20 protein-coding genes are annotated in these 22,442 nt (G+C 73.2%); 12 read left to right on the forward strand and 8 right to left on the reverse strand.

All coding sequences use genetic code 11. The annotated features are described in order from the left end of the window. Positions 1 to 235, reverse strand: a 235-nt coding sequence (locus tag FV227_RS29165) for a ring-opening amidohydrolase (protein ID WP_348643787.1), incomplete at its 3' end; no start/stop codon positions are given. Here FV227_RS29165 and FV227_RS21405 point away from each other — a divergent pair. The 3 genes from FV227_RS21405 to FV227_RS21415 are packed head-to-tail and all read left to right on the forward strand — an operon-like array spanning position 234 to position 3,614. Beyond that, entirely contained in the window at positions 234 to 938 is a 705-nt protein-coding gene (locus tag FV227_RS21405; RefSeq protein ID WP_147728576.1) for an isochorismatase family cysteine hydrolase, read from the forward strand. The two genes, FV227_RS29165 and FV227_RS21405, sit on opposite strands and share 2 nt — an antisense overlap. Beyond that, on the forward strand, positions 935 to 2,029 hold the full coding sequence (locus FV227_RS21410; protein WP_147859849.1) for a ring-opening amidohydrolase: 1,095 nt from the start codon (positions 935 to 937) through the stop codon (positions 2,027 to 2,029). Before FV227_RS21405 ends, FV227_RS21410 begins: the two co-directional genes overlap by 4 nt. A gap of 10 nt (positions 2,030 to 2,039) precedes the next feature. Further along, a complete protein-coding gene (locus FV227_RS21415) occupies positions 2,040 to 3,614 on the forward strand; it encodes an ABC transporter ATP-binding protein (protein ID WP_147859850.1) in 1,575 nt (524 codons plus the stop codon). 26 nt (positions 3,615 to 3,640) lie between these two features. Here FV227_RS21415 and FV227_RS21420 read toward each other — a convergent pair whose 3' ends face one another. Beyond that, the gene (locus FV227_RS21420; protein ID WP_246686434.1) at positions 3,641 to 5,218 is read right to left on the reverse strand and encodes a DHA2 family efflux MFS transporter permease subunit; all 1,578 of its coding nucleotides are present in this window, start codon (positions 5,216 to 5,218) and stop codon (positions 3,641 to 3,643) included. Continuing rightward, complete coding sequence (locus tag FV227_RS21425; protein ID WP_246686433.1) at positions 5,215 to 6,285, reverse strand: HlyD family secretion protein; 1,071 nt, start codon at positions 6,283 to 6,285, stop codon at positions 5,215 to 5,217. Before FV227_RS21425 ends, FV227_RS21420 begins: the two co-directional genes overlap by 4 nt. 166 nt (positions 6,286 to 6,451) lie before the next feature. Between FV227_RS21425 and FV227_RS21430 the strand changes: the two genes are divergently transcribed. The 5 genes from FV227_RS21430 (at position 6,452) to FV227_RS21450 (ending at position 12,979) form a co-directional block, all read left to right on the forward strand. After that, positions 6,452 to 7,144 (forward strand): TetR/AcrR family transcriptional regulator, encoded by a 693-nt coding sequence (locus tag FV227_RS21430; RefSeq protein ID WP_147859852.1) that lies wholly within the window; start codon positions 6,452 to 6,454, stop codon positions 7,142 to 7,144. Between the two features lie 153 nt (positions 7,145 to 7,297). Next, positions 7,298 to 7,534 (forward strand): hypothetical protein, encoded by a 237-nt coding sequence (locus tag FV227_RS21435; RefSeq protein WP_147859853.1) that lies wholly within the window; start codon positions 7,298 to 7,300, stop codon positions 7,532 to 7,534. A 70-nt stretch (positions 7,535 to 7,604) separates the two neighbouring features. After that, positions 7,605 to 8,507 (forward strand): LysR family transcriptional regulator, encoded by a 903-nt coding sequence (locus tag FV227_RS21440; RefSeq protein WP_147726797.1) that lies wholly within the window; start codon positions 7,605 to 7,607, stop codon positions 8,505 to 8,507. A gap of 164 nt (positions 8,508 to 8,671) precedes the next feature. Beyond that, positions 8,672 to 9,649, forward strand: a complete 978-nt coding sequence (locus FV227_RS21445; RefSeq protein ID WP_147726796.1) for an HWE histidine kinase domain-containing protein — start codon at positions 8,672 to 8,674, stop codon at positions 9,647 to 9,649. 147 nt (positions 9,650 to 9,796) lie between these two features. Further along, positions 9,797 to 12,979: a PAS domain S-box protein gene (locus FV227_RS21450; protein WP_147726802.1), complete on the forward strand. Its 3,183-nt coding sequence runs from the start codon at positions 9,797 to 9,799 to the stop codon at positions 12,977 to 12,979. A gap of 143 nt (positions 12,980 to 13,122) precedes the next feature. Here FV227_RS21450 and FV227_RS21455 read toward each other — a convergent pair whose 3' ends face one another. Continuing rightward, entirely contained in the window at positions 13,123 to 13,518 is a 396-nt protein-coding gene (locus FV227_RS21455) for a hypothetical protein (protein ID WP_147726794.1), read from the reverse strand. A 332-nt stretch (positions 13,519 to 13,850) separates the two neighbouring features. Between FV227_RS21455 and FV227_RS21460 the strand changes: the two genes are divergently transcribed. Together FV227_RS21460 and FV227_RS21465 are read left to right on the forward strand one after the other, a co-directional pair. Then, entirely contained in the window at positions 13,851 to 16,271 is a 2,421-nt protein-coding gene (locus tag FV227_RS21460; RefSeq protein WP_147726792.1) for a PAS domain S-box protein, read from the forward strand. A gap of 102 nt (positions 16,272 to 16,373) precedes the next feature. Beyond that, a complete protein-coding gene (locus tag FV227_RS21465; protein WP_147726790.1) occupies positions 16,374 to 17,573 on the forward strand; it encodes an FAD-dependent monooxygenase in 1,200 nt (399 codons plus the stop codon). A gap of 87 nt (positions 17,574 to 17,660) precedes the next feature. Here the strand turns inward: FV227_RS21465 and FV227_RS21470 are convergent, their stop codons facing one another. The 3 genes from FV227_RS21470 to FV227_RS21480 form a co-directional block, all read right to left on the reverse strand. After that, positions 17,661 to 18,554, reverse strand: a complete 894-nt coding sequence (locus tag FV227_RS21470) for a LysR family transcriptional regulator (protein WP_147726788.1) — start codon at positions 18,552 to 18,554, stop codon at positions 17,661 to 17,663. Beyond that, a complete protein-coding gene (locus FV227_RS21475; protein ID WP_147859854.1) occupies positions 18,536 to 18,772 on the reverse strand; it encodes a hypothetical protein in 237 nt (78 codons plus the stop codon). The genes FV227_RS21470 and FV227_RS21475 overlap by 19 nt, the downstream gene beginning before the upstream one ends. Before the next feature lie 99 nt (positions 18,773 to 18,871). Further along, positions 18,872 to 19,750, reverse strand: coding sequence for an SDR family oxidoreductase (locus FV227_RS21480; protein ID WP_147729821.1), 879 nt, complete (start codon positions 19,748 to 19,750; stop codon positions 18,872 to 18,874). 108 nt (positions 19,751 to 19,858) lie between these two features. On the opposite strand from FV227_RS21480, the gene FV227_RS21485 reads away from it, so the two are divergent. Next, positions 19,859 to 20,275, forward strand: a complete 417-nt coding sequence (locus FV227_RS21485; protein WP_147859855.1) for a helix-turn-helix domain-containing protein — start codon at positions 19,859 to 19,861, stop codon at positions 20,273 to 20,275. Positions 20,276 to 20,747: 472 nt separating this feature from the next. Here FV227_RS21485 and FV227_RS21490 read toward each other — a convergent pair whose 3' ends face one another. Further along, entirely contained in the window at positions 20,748 to 21,665 is a 918-nt protein-coding gene (locus FV227_RS21490; protein ID WP_147859856.1) for a LysR family transcriptional regulator, read from the reverse strand. Positions 21,666 to 21,857: 192 nt separating this feature from the next. Here FV227_RS21490 and paoA point away from each other — a divergent pair. Next, positions 21,858 to 22,442, forward strand: a 585-nt coding sequence (gene paoA, locus FV227_RS21495; RefSeq protein WP_246687884.1) for an aldehyde dehydrogenase iron-sulfur subunit PaoA, incomplete at its 3' end; no start/stop codon positions are given.

The raw sequence follows: 22,442 nt of genomic DNA on the forward strand, positions 1-22,442 counted from the left end.
CCTCGAACACGGTGACGTGCGGGGACAGGCCGCCCTCGGTCCCGCCCGACATGACGAGGCAGACCCGCTCGGCGGCCTCCGGGCCGGCGTGCCGACCCAGCAGGTCGCGCAGGGCGCGTGCGGCGAAGGGCAATACTCGTCCCGCGCTCGTTCGCGGCATTCCGAATCGAGCGCACGTCACGACGATCTCCGTCAGCGGACATTCGTTCGTCAAGCCGACAGGGCGAGGCCGCATGAGCACGACGTCCTCGCCCGCGGGCACCGTCGCCGCCGAGCCCTACCCGTGGCCCTACGACGGCGACCTGCGGCCGGGGAACACCGCGCTCGTCATCATCGACATGCAGATCGATTTCTGCGGCGACGGCGGCTACGTCGACGCGATGGGCTACGACCTGTCGTTGACCCGCGCGCCGATCGCGCCGATCGCCCGCCTGCTCGCTGCGATGCGTGGGGCCGGCTACACGATCATCCACACCCGCGAGGGCCACCGGCCCGACCTCTCCGACCTGCCGGAGAACAAGCGCTGGCGCTCGCGCCGGATCGGCGCCGGCATCGGCGACCCCGGGCCCTGCGGCAAGATCCTGGTCCGCGGCGAGCCCGGTTGGGAGATCATCCCGGAGCTCGCGCCGCTCCCCGGCGAGGTGGTGATCGACAAGCCCGGCAAGGGCTCGTTCTGCGCCACCGACCTCGAGCTGATCCTGCGCACCCGCGGCATCCGCAACCTTGTGCTCACCGGCATCACCACCGACGTCTGCGTCTCCACCACCATGCGGGAGGCCAACGACCGCGGCTTCGAATGCGTGGTGCTGGGCGACGCCTGCGGCGCCACCGATCCGGAGAACCACGCGGCGGCGCTTCGCATGGTGACGATGCAGGGCGGGGTGTTCGGCGCGGTCTCCGACACCGACGCCGTCATCGCCGCGCTCGCCGCCGCATGAGCACCCGCCGCGCCGTCGTCCACCGCATCGCCACCGCCGCCCCGGACGACGTCTCCGGCCTGGAACGCGCGATCGCGGAGGGCCGGATCGTGCCGGGCGCGATCGTCGCGATCTTCGGCAAGACCGAGGGCAACGGCCTGGTCAACGACTGGACCCGGGGGCTCGCCGCCCGCGCCCTGCGCGACCTGCTGGGTCGGCACGCCGGCCCGGAGGCCGCCGAGCGGGTCTGCCTCGTCATGTCGGGCGGGACCGAGGGCGGCCTGTCCCCGCACGTCACCGTGTTCGAGGTGCGCGAGGCCGACGAGGCCGCCGTGCCCGGCGCGCTCGCCATCGGCCACGCCCACACCGCCGACCTCCGGCCCGAGCAGGTCGGGCGCCTGGCCCAGGTCGCGTCGGTGGCCGACGGCGTGCGCGCGGCGATGCGCGCGGCCGGGATCGTCGATCCGGACGAGGTGCACTTCGTCCAGGTGAAGTGCCCGCTCCTCACCTCGGAGCGGATCGCCGAGGCGCGCGGCCGCGACGCGGACTGCGCCACCGCCGACACGCTGAAATCCATGGGCCTCTCGCGCGCGGCCGCCTCCCTCGGCATCGCCGCGGCGCTCGGCGAGGTCGGCGCGCTGGAGGAGGCCGCGATCGGCCGGGACTTTTCGCTCGCCTCGTCGCGCGCCTCGGCCTCGGCCGGGATCGAGCTGATGGGCCACGAGATCGTGGTGCTCGGGCGCGGCGCCGGCTGGTCCGGCCCGCTGCGGATCGACCACGCCACCATGGCCGACGCCCTGGACGTCGAGCCCGTGCGGGCCGCCCTCGCCCGCCTCGGCCTCGGCGCGGCCGGACAGCTGGCGCCGGCGCAGCGCGCGCGGATGGTCGCGCTGCTCGCCAAGGCCGAGGCCCCGTCCGACGGGCGCCTGCGCGGGCTTCGCACCACCATGCTCACCGATTCCGACCACGCCGCGACGCGGCACGCCCGCGGCTTCGTCGGCGGGGTGCTCGCCGGCCTCGTCGGCCATGCCGAGCTCTACGTCTCGGGCGGCGCCGAGCATCAGGGGCCGGATGGCGGCGGCCCCGTCGCGATCATCGCCGAAGCGCCGTGAGAGGCCGCCCATGACGTCGTCACCGCTCGCGTCTCCTCCCTCGGCCCCGGCCCCGGGCCCCCCCCGCGCCATCGGCGTCGAGACCGTCGGCATGACGAAGCGCTTCGGCGCCTTCGCCGCCCTCGACGACGTGTCGATGAAGATCGCGGCCGGCGGCTTCCACGCGCTGCTCGGCGAGAACGGCGCTGGCAAGTCCACGCTGGTGAAGTGCGTGATGGGGTTCTACGCCCCGAGCGCCGGCACGGTGCTGGTCGACGGCCGCGAGGCCGAGATCACCAACCCGAAGGGCGCGCAGGCGCGCGGCCTCGGCATGGTCTACCAGCACTTCACGCTGGTGCCCTCGCTCACGGGGGCGGAGAACCTCGTCATCAGCCGCGCCGACGCGCCCTCGGTGATCGCCTGGGGCCGGGAGCGCGCGCGGCTGTCCGCCTTCATGGCCGGCATGCCGTTCCGGCTGAACCTCGACCGGCCGGTGGCGGAGCTGGCGGCGGGCGAGAAGCAGAAGCTCGAGATCGTCAAGCAGCTCTACCTCGAGGCGCGGTTCCTGATCCTCGACGAGCCGACCTCGGTGCTGACGCCGGGCGAGGCCGAGGAGGTGCTGGGGCTGCTCCGCGCGATGGCCGACCGCGGCGACCTCACCGTGCTGATGATCAGCCACAAGTTCCGCGAGGTCGAGACCTTCGCCCGAAGCCTGAGCGTGCTCCGGCGCGGTCGGCTCGTCGGCGGCGGCGCGGTCGGCGCGCTGTCCCGCGACGACATGGCGGCGATGATGATGGGCGAGCGCAAGGTGCGCGTGCCGGCCGCGCGCCTCGGCGAGCCCGACGAAGCCCGCGAGATCCTGCGCATCGCGGGCGTGACCGCCACCGACGCCTCGGGCCTGCGCCACATCGCCGTCGACGCGCTCAGCGTTCGCGCCCGCGAGATCGTCGGCATCGCCGGCGTCTCGGGCAACGGGCAGAAGGAGCTCGCCGACGTCCTCGGCGGCCAGGTCCGCGCCACCGGCGGCCGGGTGGTGGTGGCCGGCGCGCCCTATGCCGGCACGCGGGCCGAGAGCCGCGCGCGAAAGGTGCGGTTCATCCCGGAGGAGCCGCTGCGCAACGCCTGCGCGCCGCGGATGTCGGTGGTCGAGAACCTGGGCTTTCGCGCCTTCGACCGGCGCGGCGACGACCCGACGGGCAAGCCGACCTTCTGGCTCGACCGGGGGGCGATGGCCCGGCGCGGGCGCGACCTGATCGAGCGGTTCAAGGTGAAGACCGCCTCGTCCGAGGCGCCGATCGCGACCCTGTCCGGCGGCAACGTGCAGCGGGCGGTGCTCGCCCGCGAGCTGACCGACCCGGTCGACCTCCTGATCGTCGTCAACCCGTGCTTCGGCCTCGACTTCTCGGCGGTCTCAGAGATCCGCAACCGGATCGTGGCCGCGCGCAACGCCGGCGCCGCGGTGCTGCTGATCAGCGAGGACCTCGACGAGATCCTGGAGCTGTCCGACCGCATCGTGGTGATGTCGGAGGGCCGCCTCGTCTACGAGACGCAGGCCGCCACCGCCGAGGTGGCGACGATCGGCCGTCACATGGCCGGGCACCACTGAGACGGACGATCGTCGCAAGCGCGGGCTCAGTGGGCCTCGACCGGCCCCGAGGCGCGCTGCGGCTTCCTCAGGATCGCGACGACGCCGAGGCTCAGCACGAGGCTGACGCCGACGAGCCAGAACCCGTCGGCATAGGCCATCACCTCGGCCTCGCGCCGGACCTGGGCCGCCAGCATGCCGAGGGCGGCGCCCTTCGCGGCCGCGGCGTCGGCGACGTGCCCGTGCAGGCCGGCGGCCATGGCCGCAAGGCGCTCCTGGGTGCGCGTGGCGTTCACGGTGATCGCCTCGGCCAGCACCGAGAAGTGCATGTGCTCGCGCCGGTCGATCATCGTCGAGAGCATCGCGATGCCGATCGAGCCACCGAGGTTGCGCATCATGTTCGACAGCGCCGAGGCGTCCGCCGTGTCGCGCGGGGCGAGGCCCGCCGTCGAGAGCTGCGACAGCGGGATGGTGAACAGCGGCTGGCCGACGGCGCGCAGGAGCTGCGGCAGGATCAGCTGGTCCGCGCCGACGTCGTGGGTCAGCCCGACGTTGATCCAGCAGCTCGCGATGAAGAACAGCGTGCCGGTCACCACCAGCAGCCGGGCGTCGAAGGTGCGCATGATCAGCGGCATCATCGGGAACAGCAGCAGCTGCGGCAGCCCGGACCACATCACGACGTAGCCGATCTGCTGGGCGTCGTAGCCCTGGATCTGCGCGCAGTAGAGCGGGATGATGTAGATCGAGCCGAACGAGACCGCGCCGAGCACCGTCATCAGCACGCACGATCCGCCGACCGAGCGGTTGGCGAGCACCCGCAGGTTGATGAAGGGGCGCTCGGCCATGAGCTCGCGGACGATGAAGCCGGCGATGCCGGCCACCGCGAGCCAGCTCGCCTGGACGATGACGGGCGAGCCGAACCAGTCCTTCCGCTGGCCCTCCTCCAGCACGTAGGTCAGCGCCGGCAGGCCGGTCGCCATCAGGCCGATGCCGATCCAGTCGCCCTTCAGGAGCTCGGCCCAGCGCGCCGGCACGCTGTCGAAGGCGCCGAGCTGGATCGCGGCGGCGAGCGGGCCGAAGATCAGGTTCAGGTAGAAGATGTAGTGCCAGGACAGGTTGTCGGTGAGCCATCCCCCCACCGTCGGGCCGATCGCCGGCGCGAAGGTGGCGGTCAGCCCGAACATCGCGATGCCGATCGGCTGCTGGCTCCTCGACAGGCGCGTGCGCACGATGACGATCGCGGTCGGGATCAGCACGCCGCCGGTGAAGCCCTGGCCGGCCCGGAACAGGATCATCTGCGAGAGCGAGGTCGAGAGCGCGCAGGCGAGCGAGAAGGCGGTGAACAGCATCGTGTTCACCGACAGGTACCGGCGCAGGCCGATCACCGAGGAGAGCCAGCCGGTGAGGGGGATCACGATGATCTCGGCCATCAGGTAGGCGGTCGAGATCCAGCTGCCCTCCTCGGTGGAGGCGCCGAGCGCGCCCTGGATGTCGGAGAGCGAGGCGTTGGTGATCTGGATGTCGAGGATGGCGGTGAACGCGCCGAGGATCGCGCCGAACACCGCGAGCCAGTCGCGCGCGCTGGCCTTGGCCTCGGGCCCGCGCATCGCCGCGGCGGCGCTCATCGCGGCAGGGCCTCGCTGACGAGGGCGGCGCCGGGCCGGGCGCGGCGTGCGGCCGGCACGACCGGGTCCGCCAGGTGCACCGTGGCCTCGACCGACAGGCCGGCGCGCAGGCGCGCGAGCCGCGGGTCGGACGCGTCGATCGCGACCCGCACCGGCACGCGCTGGACGACCTTGGTGAAGTTGCCGGTGGCGTTCTCGGGCGGCAGCAGGGCGAACTGCGCCCCGGTGCCGGGCGAGAAGCTCTCGATCCGGCCCTCGAACGCGCGGTCGCCCAGCGCATCGACGGTGAAGGTAACGTGCTGTCCCTCGACCATCTCCCCGGTCTGCGTCTCCTTGAAGTTCGCCACGAGGTAGATGTCGCGGCCGGTCGGCACGATCGTGAGCAGCCCGGTGCCGGCCGAGACGAACTGCCCGACGCGCAGGGCCCGGTCGCCGACCGTGCCGGCGGCGGGCGCGGCGATGGTCGTGTAGCTGAGGTTGAGCTGCGCCTGCTCGACCTTGGCCCGCGCCCCGTCCAGGCTCGCGCGGGCGCTCGCCTCCAGCGCCGTCAGGCTCTCGACCTGCTTGCGGGCGGCGTCCAGCGAGGCGACGGACTTGTCGTGCGCCGCCCGCTTCTGCCTCAGGTCGGCATCGGCCTGCTGCTGGCGCTGGGCGGTGCCCGAGCCGGTCTGCAGCAGGTTCTGGTAGCGGGCGTATTCCTTGGTGGCGAAATCGAGGGCCGCATCGGTGTTCTCGACCTCGGCCTTCGCGGACTGCACCTGCGCTTGCTGCTGGAGGATGGCGGCGGCGGTCCCGAGCAGCTGGGCGCGGTTCTTCTCGACCTCGGCCTGGGCCTGCTTCAACGCGATCCGATACTCGCGGTCGTCGAGCCGCGCGATCGCGTCGCCGACCTGCACGGCCTGGTTGTCGCCGACCAGCACCGCGGCGACGTGGCCGGCGATGCGGGGGGCGACCGTCACCTTGTCGGCCTGCAGGTAGGCGTCCTCGGTCGTCTCCAGGAACCGGCCGACGGTCCACCAGTGCCAGCTGTAGCTGCCGCCCCCGCCGAGCGCGGCCAGGACGAGCAACGGAAGGATCAGCCGCGCGGGACGGCGCTTGCGCGCGGGCGCAGGAACGACGGGGACGGGCGCAGGATCGTCGGTGGATCGTGGTTGCATCGCGGCTGGCCAACAATAAAACGATACGGTATCGTTGTAATACGGTCGGCGGTTCGGGCTGACAAGGAGGAAGTTCATGACGCAGGTCGCGGCCGACGATGCGGAGGCGCAGCCCCGGCGCGGCGGCGGACGGCCGACCCGGGCGGAAGCCGCGCGGCGCGAGGCGCGCATCGTCGAGGTCGCCACCCGCCTGTTCATGGAGCGCGGCTTCGACGCGACCTCGATCGACGCGGTCGCGGAGGCGGCCGGCGTCAGCAAGCCGACGCTGTATTCGCGCTATCGCGACAAGCGCGCGCTGTTCGAGGCGGTGCTCGACGAGCGCATCCGCGAATGGCTGGCCCCGCTCTCGGCCGCTGCCGAGACGCAGGCCCTCGAGGCCAACCCGCGGGACGCCGCGACCGTGCTGGACGAGCTCAGCCGCAACCTCCTCGCCCGTGCCCATGCGCCGGGCGCCGCCGCGCTCACCCGCTGCATCGCCGCGCAGGCGATGCAGTTCCCCGATCTGGCGCGGCTCGCCTACGAGGAGGGCTGGATGCGCGGCGTGCGCGCGGTCGGCCGCCTCCTCACGGTGATGGCCGCGCGGGGGCAGATCGCGGTCGACGACGCGGAGATTGCCGCCGACCTGTTCCTCAATCTCGTCCTCGGCCGCAGCGCGAAGCAGGCGCTCTACGGCATCGCGGTCGACCCGGAAGCTCAGGAGAAGCGCCGCCGCGCCGCGGTGGCCCTGTTCCTCGCCGGCTGCCGCCCCCTCGCACCCGAGCGCAGGTGAAGCCGGCGGGCTGGAGAAGAAAGCAGGCTTGCCAAGAAAGTCGAACGTCTTGTTCGAAACTATTCGGGTTTTCGGATCGGCAAGACGGGCCCATCTTCGCTTCATCGGACGGCGGCCACCGGGTCGCCTCGCCTCAGATCGATGGAGCCCCCCATGTCCAGCATCCTCAAGGTTTCGGTTCTCGCCCTCTCCCTGGCGGCCGCTCTGCCCGCCGCCGCGGTCGCGCAGAGCTACACCGCGCCGGCCGGCATCCCCACCGAGACCGCGCCCGGCACGGTCTCCGGCCGCCCCGTCAAGCGCGGCGTCGGCCAGGCCGCGCCGAGCGCCTACGATGCGATGGTCACCGGCTCGGTCGGCCGCATCCAGGCGCACAAGCCCGCCCGCCGCTGACCCGGCGGCGCCGACCTTGCTTGCCGGATCGCCGGGGCCGGACGCGCCCCGATCGTTCGAGGATCCCGGCATGCGCGGCCCCGGAACACCGACGCTGGACCAGCTCGGGGTCTTCCTCGCGGTGGTCGAGGCCGGGAGCTTCGCCGCGGCGGGCCGTCGCCTCAACCGGGCCACCTCGGTGATCAGCTACGCGGTGGCCAATCTCGAGCAGCAGCTCGGCCTGCCGCTGTTCGACCGCGACGCGACGCGACGGCCGCAATTGACCGAGGCCGGGCGCGCGGTGCTGGCGGAGGCGCGCATCGTCGCCCACGGCGTCGACGCCCTGCGCGCCAAGGTCGGCGGATTGCTGAGCGGGCTCGAGGCGGAGGTCAGCCTCGTCGTCACCCTGCTGATGCCGGGGCCGCGGCTCGTCGATGCGCTCAAGGCGTTCCAGGCGCGGTATCCCTCGGTGGCCCTGCGCCTGAACGTCGAGGCGCTCGGCGCGGTGCAGCAGCACGTGATCGACGGCCGGGCGGCGATCGGCATCGGGGTCGAGCTCTGGCAGCGGGAGACCGACCCGCTCGAGCTGGTCTCCGTCGGCGAGGTCGAGATGGTGGCGGTCGCCGCGCCCTCCCATCCCCTGGCCGCCGCCGACGGGTCGGTGTCGGGCCTGGCGCGCGAGCACGTGCAGCTGGTGATCTCCGACCGCTCTCCCCTGTCGGAAGGCCAGGAATTCGGGGTGATCGCGCCGCGGACCTGGCGGCTCTCCGACATGAGCTCCAAGCACACCCTGCTGCTGGCCGGGATCGGCTGGGGCAGCATGCCCGCGCACCTGGCGCGCGCCGACCTCGAGGCGGGGCGCCTCGTGGCGCTGAAGCTGCCGGAGGCGACGCGCCGCCTGCTCCCGCTCACCGCGATCCACCGCACCGACCGCCCGCCCGGCCCGGCGGGGCGCTGGCTCATCCGCCGCTTCGTGGAGCAGGCCGAAGGCTGAGCGCCGCCCTCCGGGCGGCGCTCGCGTCTTCTTGATGCCGCCCGGCGGTCCCCGCCCGGGCCGGCGCGCCCGGACTCGGAGCAAAGGCGCCCCCGGTGAGTTCCCTCGCGTGGGGGCGGCGCCGCGCCGTCCGCGCGGGTCGGGGTTCGGTTTCGGAAGGACGGATGGCTCAGGACACGGATCCCACCGGTGACGGGTGGACGCTCGCCAGCTTCACCGCCGCGATCCACCGGGGCGGCGTCGGCCTGTGGGCTTGGTCGCCGGAGCGGCGGCTCGCCCAGCTCGACGGCCTCTGCCGCGCGTTCTGGGGCACGACCGAGCCGGTGGTGGGCATCGACGCGCTGTTCGCGAAGGTGAACGCCGAGGACCGCCCGGGCATGATGCGGGACTGGGCGGCGAGCGCCACCGATCCGCAGGCCTACAGCTTCGACTTCCGCATCGGCGACGGCGCCGACGCCCGCTGGATCTCGGCGCGCGGCATCGGCGGCGAGGCCGGCCGGGTCGGGGAGTGGGTCCAGGCCATCTTCCTCGACATCACCGACCGCAAGCGGGCGGAGGATGCCGAGCGGCTGCTGACCGCCGAGCTGGCGCACCGCGTCTCGAACATGTTCACGGTCGCCCGCGCGCTCACCGCCATCGTCGCCCGCGAGGCCACGTCGACGCCGCACTTCGCCGAGGACCTGTCGCAGCGCTTCGGGGTGCTGCACGAGGCGACCGCCCTGGCGACGCGGTCGAACCGGGCTGACCGGGGCGACGTGCGGCTGCGGGACCTCGCCGAGCGCATCCTGGCGCCGTACCTGAACGGCGCCAACATCGCCGTGGACATCCCGGACGCGGCGGTGGCGCCGCCCGACAAGGTCAACGACTACGCGATGATCGTCCACGAGCTCGCCACCAACTCCGCCAAGTACGGGGCGCTGGCCGGCGGCGGCACGCTCAGGCTGGTCGGTCGCGTCGCCGACCGCGCGCTGACGCTGGACTGGACCGAGGGCGGCGCGCCGTCCGGGACGCCCAAGGCCGACGGGACCGGGTTCGGGTCCCGCCTGCTCAAGCAGACCATCGAGCGCAGCCTGGCGGGGCGGTTCGACCGTACCATCGACGCGGCCGGGCTGCGGTTCCGGATGGTCGTGCCGACCCGATGACCGGCCGGGCCCGCCTTCGGGGCGGATCGATGCCGTTCCCGGTCGCCGATCCGAGACACGCGCGCACCAGCCCGACCCGAATCGCGGTTCAGACCCCATGGCGCTCCTGCTAGACGGCCCGGCGTGACCACAGCACCGCACCAGCCCATGCCGGCCGAGTCCGAGGCGAGCCGCGTCCGCCGCGAGACCCGCCGCATCCTTTCCGAGATCGCCGGCGGGGCGGACGTCACCGACCCGTTCGCGGCCGCGGTGCGGGCCACGCGCATGCCGATGATCGTCACGGACCCGCGCCAGCCCGACAACCCGATCCTCTTCGTCAACGCGGCCTTCAGCCGCCTGACCGGCTATGCCTCCGAGGAGATCATCGGGCGGAACTGCCGCTTCCTCCAGGGGCCCGACACCGACCGGGACGACGTCGCCCGGGTGCGCGCGGCGATCGCCGCCCGGCAGCCGATCGAGGTCGCGCTCCTCAACTACCGCAAGGACGGCACGACCTTCTGGAACCAGCTTCTGCTGGCCCCGGTGAAGGACGCCGCCGGCGAGGTCGCGTACTTCTTCGCCAGCCAGTACGACGTCACCGCCGACGTGCTGCAGCTCGCGGCTCTGCGCGGCGAGAACGCCGCCCTGTCGGCGGCCCGCGCCACCGACGCCGAGCGCCTGCAGTTCAGCGAGATGGCGCTGCGGCTGGCGACCGAGGCGGCCGAGATCGGCACCTTCGACCTCGACGTGGCCGCCGACGCGCTGACCCTGTCCGAGCGCACCCGCGAGCTGTTCGGCCTCGCCCCGGACGCCGCGTGCGATCGCGCGACGCTTCGCGACGGCCTCCACCCGGACGACCGGGAGACGGTGCTGGCGGCGCTCGCCGCCGCCCTCGATCCGGAGCGGCGCGCGCCGTTCGAGGCCGAGTTCCGCGTCGTCTCCAAGGCCGACGGCACGGTGCGATGGGTGTCGGCCAAGGGGCGCGGCCTGTTCGACGGCCGGGGCCGGGCCTTCCGGGCGCTCGGGACGATGGTCGACGCCACCGGCCGCCGCGAGACCGAGGAGCGCTACACGGCGCTGTTCGAGGCGGTCGACGACGGCTTCTGCATCATCGAGTTCATCGACGGGCCGCACGGTCCGGCGAGCGACTACGTCCACATCGTCGCCAACCAGGGCTACGAGCGCCAGACCGGGATCGCCGGCATCGTCGGGCGGACCCTGCGCGACCTCGCGCCGGAGGAGGCCGAGGGCTGGCTCGCGCTCTACGGCGGCGTCCTGCGCACGGGGGAGTCGATCCGGTTCGAGCGCCCGTTCCCGCGCGCGGGCCGCCACATCGAGGTCTCGGCCGCCCGGATCGAGCCGGCGAGCCGGCGCCAGGTCTCGGTGCTGTTCCGGGACGTCACCGGCCGCCGGCGCGCGGAGGCGGACCTCCAGGCCAGCGAGGCGCAGTTCCGGGCCTTCGCCGAGGCCGTGCCGAACCAGATCTGGGGCGCCCGCCCGGACGGCACGCTGCATTGGTTCAACGGCCAGGCCTACGCCTATACCGGCGCGGCGCCGGGGGCGCTGAACGCGGCCGCGACCTGGTCCGACCTGATCCATCCCGACGACCTGCCGGCGGCGCGCGCCGGTTGGGACCGCTCGGTCGCCACGGGCGAGCCCTACGAGGTCGAGTTCCGCATCCGCGGCGGCGGCGGCTACCGCTGGTTCCTGGCGCGGGCGCAGCCGGTGCGGGACGCCGCCGGCGCTCTGACCCAGTGGGTCGGCACCCACACCGACATCGACGAGCGGCGGCGCCAGGCCGAGGAGCTCGAGCGGCAGGTCGCCGCCCGCACCGCGGAGCGCGACATGATCTGGAAGGCGTCGTCCGACCTGCTCTGCGTCGCGAACTTCGAAGGCCGCTTCGTCAGCCTCAACCCGGCCTGGGCCGCGACGCTCGGCTGGACCGAGGCCGAGATGAAGGCCGGCCCGTTCCTGGACCTGGTCCACCCCGACGACCGGGCCGTCACCGAGGCGGCCGCGGCCGGCCTGGCGCGGGGCGACGCCCAGCTGTCGTTCGAGAACCGCTACCGCCATCGCGACGGCGGCTGGCGCTGGCTCTCCTGGAACGCGGTCCCGAACGGCGGCCTGATCTACGCCACCGTGCGCGACGTCAGCGCCGCCAAGGCCCAGGCCGAGGCGCTGGCGCGGACCGAGGAGGCGCTGCGCCAGTCGCAGAAGATGGAAGCGGTCGGGCAGCTCACCGGCGGCCTCGCGCACGACTTCAACAACATGCTCGCGGGCATCGTCGGCTCCCTGGAGCTGATGCAGACCCGCATGCTCCAGGGCCGGATGGGCGAGCTCGACCGCTACATCGGCGCCGCGCAAGGGGCGGCACGCCGCGCCGCCGCCCTGACCCACCGCCTGCTCGCCTTCTCCCGCCGGCAGACCCTGGCCCCCAAGCCGACGGACGTGAACCGTCTGGTCGAGGGCATGGAGGACCTGGTGCGCCGCACCGTCGGGCCGGGCGTGTCGGTCGAGGTGGTCGGGGCCGCCGGGCTCTGGCCGACCCTGGTCGACCCGAGCCAGCTCGAGAACGCCCTGCTCAACCTCTGCATCAACGCCCGCGACGCGATGCCGGAGGGCGGCCGCATCGTGGTCGAGACCAGCAACCGCTGGCTCGACCGGCGCGCCGCCCGCGAGCGCGACCTCGAGCCGGGGCAGTACGTCGCGCTCTGCGTCTCCGACAACGGCACCGGCATGGCGCCGGACGTGGCGGCGAAGGCGTTCGACCCGTTCTTCACGACCAAGCCGATGGGCGAGGGCACGGGGCTCGGCCTGAGCATGATCTACGGCTTCGCCAAGCAGTCGGGCGGGCAGGTGCGGATCTACTCCGAGCCCGGCAAGGGCACGATGGTCTGCATCTACCTGCCCCGCCACCTCGGCGAGGCCGAGGCGGTCGAGGCGGTGCCCGACCTGTCGGACGCCGCGCGGGCCAAGCTCGGCGAGACGGTGCTGGTGGTCGACGACGAGCCGACGGTGCGGATGCTCGTGACCGAGGTGCTGGAGGATCTGGGCTACGCGGCGATCGAGGCGGCGGACGGCGCCTCCGGCCTCAAGGTGCTGCAGTCGGACGTGCGCATCGACCTGCTGGTGACCGATGTCGGGCTGCCCGGCGGGATGAACGGGCGGCAGATGGCCGACGCGGCGAAGACCGCGCGGCCCGGCCTCAAGGTGCTGTTCATCACCGGCTACGCGGAGAACGCCGCGCTCAACCACGGCCACCTCGCCCCCGGCATGGAGGTGCTGGTGAAGCCCTTCGCCCTGGAGGCGCTCGCGACCCGCATCCGCGGCCTGATCGAGGGGCAGGCCTGAACGAACGCGGTCCGCTGCGGCGCTCCGCGCGTCCCGGAGGTGCGCGAACCGTTCAACGGAAAAAGGGCGCCCGACGGTAAGTCGGGCGCCCTTCGTCGAGGACACGTCGCGTCGCGGGCGCAACGGCGCCCGCGACCGGCGCCTCAGTAGCCGTAGCCGTAGGCCGGGTAGCCGTAGCCGTAGGCGGGGGCGTATCCGTAGGCCGGCGCGTAGCCGTAGCCGCCGTAGTAGCCCACCGGGCGGCCGTAGCCGTAGCCGCCGTAGCCACCGTAGCCGCCGTAGGAATTCGCCACGATCGCGCCGGCGGCGAGGCCGGCGATGCCGAGGCCGATCGCGGCGCCCGGGCCGATGCCGCGGCGATAGCCGTAGCCGCGTCCGTATCCGCCGCGGAAGCCGACGCCGCGATAGCCGTAGCCGCCGTGACCGAAGCCGCCGTGGCCGTAGCCGCCGCCGTAACCCCAGCCGCGGGCCTCGGCGGGGGCCGATGCCAGCATGCCGAGCCCGAGCAGTGCGGTGGAAGCGAGTGCGAGCTTGCGCATCCAAGATCTCCTGTCTGGGTGAGTATGGCTCTTAAAACGACCTCGGCCGCACCGCGTTCCAACATCGGTGGTGGTTCGACATGTCACAGTGTCGTTGAACCAGCGTACCGGTGAAGGCTTCGGCCTCGCGCGGGAGCGCGAGCGCGCGAGTTCCGGCCCGGCGCCGGGGTCCCGGCCGGGATCTTGCTCCGCCATCCGCGTTGACCGGAGGCGACCGCGTGGAGCATGAAGGCCCGTCGGCGCCGCGGGCACCCGCATGGGAGCTTCCGTCGCCGAAAGCCGTTCTCGGACGGGCATGATGGTGGCGACCATGCCCCATGGAAACGGACGGCATGGACGACGAGATCGAGCGGCTGCGCAGCGAGAATCAGAGGCTCGAGGCCGAGGTCGCGCGCCTGCGCGAGCGGAACGCGTCGCATGTCAGGCTCCCGGATTCCGGCCAGCGCACGTCCGGGGCGGATGTCGACCTGCTGTTCACGGCGGCGGAGAAGACCCGCATGCCGCAGATCGTCACCGACCCGAACCTCCCGGACAACCCGATCGTGTTCGCCAACCGGGCGTTCCAGGCCCTGTGCGGCTACTCGGCCGACGAGCTGATCGGCCGCAACTGCCGCTTCCTGCAGGGGCCGGACACCGATCCGGCGGACATCGCCAAGGTGCGCGACGCCATCGCCGCGCGCCGCGACGTGGTCGTCGAGATCCTGAACTACCGCCGCGACGGGTCCACCTTCCGCAACGAGCTCTACGTCAGCCCGGTCTTCACCGCCGAGGGCCACCTGCGCTACTTCTTCGCCAGCCAGCTCGACGTCACCCGGTTCCGGACCGAGGAGGGCATGCTCGCCGAGAGCGAGGCGCGCTACCGCACCCTGTTCAATGCCCTCGACGCCGGCTTCTGCGTCATCGAGCTCCGGTTCGACGCCGACAGCCGCGCGGTCGACTACCGCTTCGTCGAGGCGAATCCGGCCTTCTCGCGCCACACCGGCCTCGACGACGTGGTCGGCAAGTGGGTGAGCGAGGTGGTGCCCGACCTCGAGCGCAGCTGGCTCGATACCTACGGGCAGGTCGCGATGACGGGCCGGGCCGTCCGCTTCGAGAGCGGCGTCGTCGCGCTCGGGCGCTGGTTCGAGGTCCAGGCCCTGCGCATCGGCGATCCGGTGCAGCACCGGGTCGCCCTACTGTTCAACGACGTCACCGACCGGCAGAAGGCCGAGAGCGTGCTGCGCGACACCGCCCGCGACCGGACCACGGAGCGCGACCTGGTGTGGCGGGCGAGCCGCGACCTCCTCGTGGTCTGCGGCTTCGACGGCCTCTACCGCTCGGTCAACCCGGCCTGGCACGAGATGCTGGGCTGGTCGGCCTTCGATCTCGTGCGCACGTCCTTCAGCGACTACGTCCACCCCGAGGACAGGGCGGCCGCGACCGCGGCGTTCGAGCTGCTGCGGGAAGGCCAGGTCCTCGACAGCCTCGACGTGCGCATGCTCACGGCGGACGGCGACTTCCGCTGGGTGTCGTGGAACGCCATCCCGCAGGAGGACCACTTCTACGCCGCCGGCCGCGACGTCACCGAGCGCCGCGCCCTGGAGGAGCAGCTCCGGCAGTCGCAGAAGCTGGAAGCGGTCGGCCAGCTCACCGGCGGCGTCGCGCACGACTTCAACAACCTGCTGACGGTGATCCGGTCCTCGACCGACCTGCTCAAGCGCCCCGACCTGCCGGAGGAGCGCCGGCAGCGCTACATCGGCGCGATCTCCGACACCGTCACCCGCGCCGCCAAGCTCACCGGCCAGCTCCTCGCCTTCGCCCGGCGCCAATCCCTGACCCCGGAGGTGTTCGACGTCGGCCGCAGCGTCGCCTCGGTCGCCGACATGGTCGGCACGCTCACCGGCGCCCGCATCCGGGTCGTCACAGACGTGGCCGCGAACCGGGACGGTCGCGGGAACGAGGTGCCCTACCTGATCGACGCCGACCCGAGCCAGTTCGACACGGCCCTGGTGAACATGGCCATCAACGCGCGCGACGCCATGGACGGCGAGGGCCGCCTCGACATCGGCGTGCGCCGCGCCTCGGCGATCCCGGCGGTGCGGGCCCATCCCCGCATCCCCGGCGACTTCGTCGCCGTCTCGGTCCGCGACACCGGGACCGGCATCGCGGCGGCCGATCTCGATCGGATCTTCGAGCCGTTCTACACCACCAAGGGCGTCGGCCAGGGCACCGGGCTCGGCCTGTCGCAGGTGTTCGGCTTCGCCAAGCAGTCGGGCGGCGAGGTGCTGGTCGAGAGCACGCTCGGCCGGGGCACCACCTTCACGCTTTACCTGCCCCGCGAGGTCGGGCGGTCCGTGGCGATCGAGGAGGACGGCGAGCCCGAGCCCCTCGCCGACGGGCACGGCACCCGCGTCCTCGTGGTCGAGGACAACCAGGAGGTCGGCTCCTTCGCCACCCAGGCCCTGCGCGAGCTCGGCTACGAGACCGTGTGGGCGATGAGCGCCGAGGAGGCCCTCGCCGTCCTGTCCGCGTCGCCGCGCTTCGACGTGGTGTTCTCCGACGTGGTGATGCCCGGGATGAACGGCATCGACATGGCGCGGGAGATCCGCCACCGCCACACCGGCCTGCCGGTCGTCCTCGCCTCCGGCTACAGCCACGTGCTCGCCGAGCAGGGCACCCACGGCTTCCCGCTCCTGAAGAAGCCGTACTCGGTCGAGGACCTGTCCCGCACCCTGCGCCGGGCGGTCACCCGGGCGGCCTCGCCGGGGGCCTGACGCGCGGGGCCCCCCTCGATCACGGCGCTCGCGCAGATCCTGCCGCGCGGCGTGGCCGCGACCGGCTCCGCGCGGGCCGGATCACCCGGAGACCCGTCCCGCATGCCCCGTCGCATCCTCATCACCGGCGCGAGCGTCGCCGGGAACACCGCGGCCTGGTGGCTCGGCCGCCACGGCTTCGACGTCACCGTCGTCGAGCGGGCGCCGGGCTTCCGCGACGGCGGCCAGAACGTCGACGTCCGCGGGGTCGGGCGCGAGGTCCTGCGCCGCATGGGCCTGGAGCAGGCGGCGCTCGACCGGGGCACCGGCGAGCAGGGCACCGCCTGGGTCGACGGGCGAGGCCGGGCGGTCGCGGCCTTCACGATGGATGCCAGCCTCGGCGACGGCCCCACCGCCGAGATGGAGATCCTGCGCGGCGACCTCGCGCGGCTCCTCTACGAGCCGGCCCGGGAGCGCGCGACCTACCGCTTCGGGGATCGCGTGACCCGGATCGACGACGGAGCGGAGGCCGCGACGGTGACCTTCGCCTCCGGGGCGAGCGAGCGCTACGACGCCGTCCTCGTCGCCGAGGGCGTCGGCTCGACGACGCGCGAACTCGTGTTCCCCGGCGAGGCCGACCCGCGCTGGATGGATCTCGCCATCGCCTACTTCACCATCCCGCGGACCGCGGACGACGACCGGATGTGGCGGTGGTTCAACGCGCCCGGCGGCCGCGGCATCTCCCTGCGCCCCGACCAGCACGGCACCACCCGCGCGATGCTCACGCTGCGGCAGCCGCCGGGCGGCGAGCAGGATTGGGGCGCGGACCGGCAGAAGGCCTACCTGCGGCAGCGCTTCTCCGATGCGGGCTGGCAGGCGGCGCGCGTCCTTTCCGGGATGGAGGCCACCGCGGACTTCTACTTCGACGTCCTGCGCCAGGTGCGGATGCGGCGCTGGTCCAGCGGCCGCGTGGCGGTGACCGGTGACGCGGCCTGGTGCGCCACGCCGCTCGCCGGCATCGGCACGACGCTGGCCGTCACCGGCGCCTACGTCCTCGCCGCCGAGCTCGCCCGCGGCGACGACGTCGCCGCGGCCTTCGCCGCCTACGAGCGCGCCATGCGCCCGATGGTCGAGGACGGGCAGGGCGTGCCCAAGATCGCGCCGAAGCTGATGAACCCGAACAGCCGGCTCGGCATCAGCCTGCTCCACCGCGTGCTGCGCATCGCCAGCCGGCCGGGCCTCCGCCGCCTGGCCTCGAAGCTGTCCACCGGCCGCGCCAAGGAGCCGGACCTGACCGGCTATCCCGATCCCGCCGGCGCCTGACGCGGGCCGGCGGGGCGGATCGGGTGCTCGCCCACGCGTGGTCACGGCGTGCGCGGCCCCGGCCCCCCGGCGCGGATCCCGCATCGGTCAGCCTCGGTAGCGCAGGGCCTCGATCAGCACCGCGAGCGCCGCCGCGGGCTGCCTGCGGCTCGGATAGTACAGGTGGTAGCCCGGGAAGGGCGGGCTCCAATCCTTCAGCACCCAGGTCAGCGCCGCGCTGTCGAGATGGGGCTGCACCTGATCCTGCGGCAGGTAGGCGATGCCGAACCCGTCCAGGGCGGCGCGCAGGATCATGCTCACCGTGTTGAACACGACCTGCCCGTCCACGCGAACCCGGACCTCGCGCCCGTTGGCCGCGAACTCCCAGGCGTACAGGCCGCCATGGGTCGGCAGGCGCAGGTTGATGCAGGCGTGGCCGGTCAGGTCCTGCGGCGTCCGCGGCGCAGGCCGGCGCGCGAGGTAGGCCGGCGCGGCGACCGCCGCCATGCGCATGTCCGGCCCGATCGGGACGGAGACCATGTCCTTGGCCACCACCTCGCCGAGCCGCACCCCGGCGTCGAAGCGCCCGGCGACGATGTCGGTCAGGGCGAAGTCGGTGACCAGCTCCACCTGGATGTCCGGGTACCCGGGCAGCACCCTCCGCAGCGCCGGCCACAGCACCGCCGCGACCGCGTGCTCGTCGGCGTTGATCCGCACGGTGCCGGCCGGCGTCTCGCGCAGGTCCGTCACCGCGACCAGGCCGGCCTCGATCTCCGCGAGCCGGGGCCCGACGGACCGGATCAGCCGCTCGCCCGCCTCGGTCGGCGCGACGCTGCGCGTGGTGCGCGTCAGCAGCCTCAGGCCCAAACGCGCCTCGAGCCCGCGGATGGTCTGGCTGAGCGCGGGCTGCGACAGGCCGAGCTGCGCCGCCGCCCGGGTGAAGCTCCGCGCGCGCGCGACCGCGACGAAGGCGAGCAGGTCGTTCAGGTTCTCCCGCGCCATTCATGGAGTCCGGCGCATCGCCGCGTGCGCATTCCGGCATCTAACGCCCGTCCGGCGCGCGGCCAGCGTGGGGCGGAGGTCCCGCCGACGAGCCCGACGGTGGCGATCGCGCGTGCCGGCGCGACGCCGCCCGGCTCGGCCCCGATCGTCGCGCCGCTCTCCTCTGCGAGCTGCTCGGCCACGGTCACCGACCGATCCATCTCGACGAAGGTCGGCATGCCGGAGGGTTCCTGTTCGTGGCCCGGCGTCGGGGCAAGCGCGAGGCGCGGCGGATGCCGGACCCTGCGACGTGCGCGGGCCGGGCTCGCGCTCGGGGCTCAGTGCTCGCCGGCGGCCACGGTCTCGCGCATCGGTTTCGTGGGTCGGCCGATCAGCCTGCTCAGGTCGCGGCCGTCCTCGAACAGCGCACCCTCCGCCACGACGGAATCGGAGGCGGCGACGAAGGCCGCCAGGTCCTTCGGCAGGCCGGCCTTCAGCAGGACGCCCTCGTACTCGGCCTCGGGCAGGTTCCTGTAGACCACCGGCCGGCCCGACACCTTCGCGACCTCGGCTGCGAACTCCTCCAGTGTGTAGGCGTCGTCGCCCGCCAGCTCGTAGATGCGGCCGTTCTCCACCTCGGCGGCCGTCAGCACGGCCGCGGCCGCGTCGGCGTAGTCGGCCCGCGCCGCGGACGAGATCCGCCCCTGGCCCGCGCTGCCGAAGAGGGCGCCGTGCTCGAGCGCCATCGGGATCGAGGCGGCGTAGTTCTCCGTGTACCAGCCGTTGCGCAGGATGACGAAGGGCACGCCGGATGCCGCGAGGACGAGCTCCGTCCGCCGATGCTCGTCGGTGAGCTTGGGCGGGGACGTGTCGGCGTGCAGGACGCTGGTGTAGGCGATGCGGCGGACGCCCGCCCGCTTGGCCGCCTCGATGACGTTCCGATGCTGGTCCACGCGCTTGCCGAACTCGTTGGAGGAGATGAGCAGCAGGCGCTCGATGCCCGCGAAGGCTCGGTCCAGGGTGTCGGTCCTCTCGTAGTCGACCTGCCGCACCTCGACGTCGAGGGCCCGGAGCGCCTTGGCGCCGTCGTCGTCGGGGTTGCGCAGGCCGGCCACGATCCGGGAGGCCGGCACGCTGCGCAGCAGGGCCTCGACGACGAGGCGCCCGAGGCGCCCGGATGCGCCGGTGATGCCGATGCGGGGATGAGCAGAGGTCATGGGCGCAGTCCACATGGTTCGGTTGCGATACATGCTTCCTATTCGAGACCTCGGCGGCGCATAAGGAGGCAGTATTTTGGGACAGGGTAACCTCGCGGGAACCGGGCGATGAACCAGCAGGCGGAACTGGTGCGGCGGTTCGCGGAGTGGCAGACCACGGCCGTCGATCCTTCGCTCTGCCCGGTGCGCGACGTGCTGGATCGCCTCGGCGACAAGTGGACGACGCTGGTGCTGCTCGTGCTGGCCGGCGGCCCGCGGCGGTTCAGCGCCCTCGGCCGGGCCGTGCCCGACATCTCGAAGCGCATGCTGACCCAGACGCTGCGCGAACTGGAACGCGACGGCTTCGTCACCCGGCACGTCTTCCCGACCAAGCCGCCCAGCGTGGAGTATCGCCTCGACGCGCTCGGGCATTCGATGCTGGAGCCGCTGGCGGCGCTCGTCGCCTGGGCGGAACGCAACCACGCGGCCGTCGCCGCGGCCCGGACCCGCTACGCGGCCTCGGAGGCGGCCGGGCACCGGCCGTGATCGGGCCGACGCCGGGATCTCGGTGCGCGCCGAACCCGGGCGACGCGAGACGCTTCGGTGCCGGGCGTGATCCTTTGCGGCGGCACCTCGGATCTCGGGACCCCCCGAAGGCCGAGGGCGGCATCGCGCCGCCGGAAGCGACGTGCGGCGGCTCGGCCGTCGACGCGGAACCCGGGGTCGAGCGACAGGCCGCCGCCGACGAACAGCGTCGTCCCCGTCACACGATCCGGATCGCGACGATGGCGCCCCGCTTCGGGCCGTCCGTCCGCCGCGCGGCTGCGCACGGAAACGGCGCAAGGCCCCGCGCCTGCAGGGGACTTGCCCGATGAGATTCACGTCGATCACCGCGTTTTAGTCATCCGGCGACAGGTCCGCGACCGCCGCATCCTTCCGGATGCCCGCGTTCGACCCCAGGACGTCGACCCGGCCGAACGCCGCCGCCGCGCGAACCGCGCGCAGGCTGCCGGCCGGCTCACGCGGACGGCGCCGGCTTTCCGACGCCGGGATATCGCAGGGCGTCCACCAGCACGGCGAAGGCCGGCGAGGCCTGGCGGCGGCTCGGATAGTACAGGTGGTAGCCGGCGAAGGGCGCGCACCAGTCGGCGAGCACCCGCACGAGCCGGCCCGCGGCGATGTCCGCCCGGACGAGGTCGTCGGGCATGCAGGCGACGCCGAGCCCGGCCAGGGCCGCCGTCCTGGCCAGGAACACGCTGCTGAACGCGAGGGGGCCGTCCACCCGGACCCTCAGCTCGCGCCCGCCCTTCTCGAACTCCCAGGCGTAGCGGCCGCCGTAGCTGGCAAGATGCAGGTTGATGCAGGCGTGGGCGGTCAGGTCCTGGGGGGTACGCGGTCGAGGGCGCGCCGCGAAATAGGCGGGCGTCGCGACCACGGCCATGCGCAGGGCGGGCCCGATCCGGACCGCGACCATGTCCTTCTCGACCTGATCCCCCATGCGGATTCCCGCGTCGAAGCGCTCGGAGACGATGTCGGTCAGGGCGTTCTCGGTGATCACGTCGACGGTGATATCCGGGTAGGCCGGCAGGAGCCGTTCCAGAGCCGGCCACAGGATGGAGGCGGCCGCGTGCTCGCCGGACGTGATCCGGATGGTCCCGGCCGGCTTGTCGCGCAGCGCGGTGAGTGCGGACAGGTCGGCCGCGATGCCGTCCAGTTGCGGCCCCACGATCCGCAGCAGGCGTTCGCCGGCCTCGGTCGGCACGACGGCGCGGGTGGTTCGCGCCAGGAGGCGGACGCCGAGGCGCTCCTCCAGCGCCCGGACGGCGCGGCTCAGCACCGGCTGCGTCACGCCGGACCGGGCGGCGGCCCGGGTGAAGCTGCCCTCCCGCGCCACCGCCGCGAAGGCGACGAGGTCGTTCAGGTTCTCCCGCAGCATTCATAACCCCAGGGCATGGCCTCAAGTGGAACCTAGTGCCTAATCGCGGCGCTCGGCAGCCCCTAGATCTCCTGCATGGCCCGGGACGGCGGCCCGACCGAGCCGTCGCCGTCACAGTCGGGCGACCCCCACCGACGGTGCGGAGACATCATGCAGCCCATGCGCGAGCCTGGATTGAACCGGAGAGACCTGATGGCAGGAACCACCGCCTGCGCGGCCATGGCGTCGATGCCGCCGGCCGCGAGAGCCGATCCCGGGCCCGGCGACCGCCCTGTCCTGGCGCGGGTGTGGTTCACGATCAACGGCCAGCGGCGCGAGCTCGAGCTCGACACCCGCACGAGCCTGCTCGATGCGGCGCGCGAGCATCTGCACCTGACCGGCTCGAAGAAGGGCTGCGACCACGGCCAGTGCGGCGCCTGCACGATGATCGTCGACGGGCGGCGCATCAACGCCTGCCTGACGCTCACCGTGATGCACCAGGGCGCGGAGATCACCACCATCGAGGGGCTGGGCCAGCCCGACGACCTGCACCCGATGCAGGCCGCCTTCGTCCGCCACGACGGCTACCAGTGCGGCTACTGCACGCCCGGCCAGATCTGCTCGGGCGTGGCCGTGCTCGACGAGATCCGGGCCGGCATCCCCAGCCACGCCACCGCCGACCTCACCGCGCCGACCCGGGTCACCGAGGCCGAGATCCGCGAGCGCATGAGCGGCAACCTGTGCCGCTGCGGCGCCTATTCCAACATCGTCGAGGCGATGAGCGAGGTCGCCGGCCTC

This window comes from Methylobacterium sp. WL119, from assembly GCF_008039875.1.
Taxonomy (GTDB): Bacteria; Pseudomonadota; Alphaproteobacteria; order Rhizobiales; family Beijerinckiaceae; genus Methylobacterium.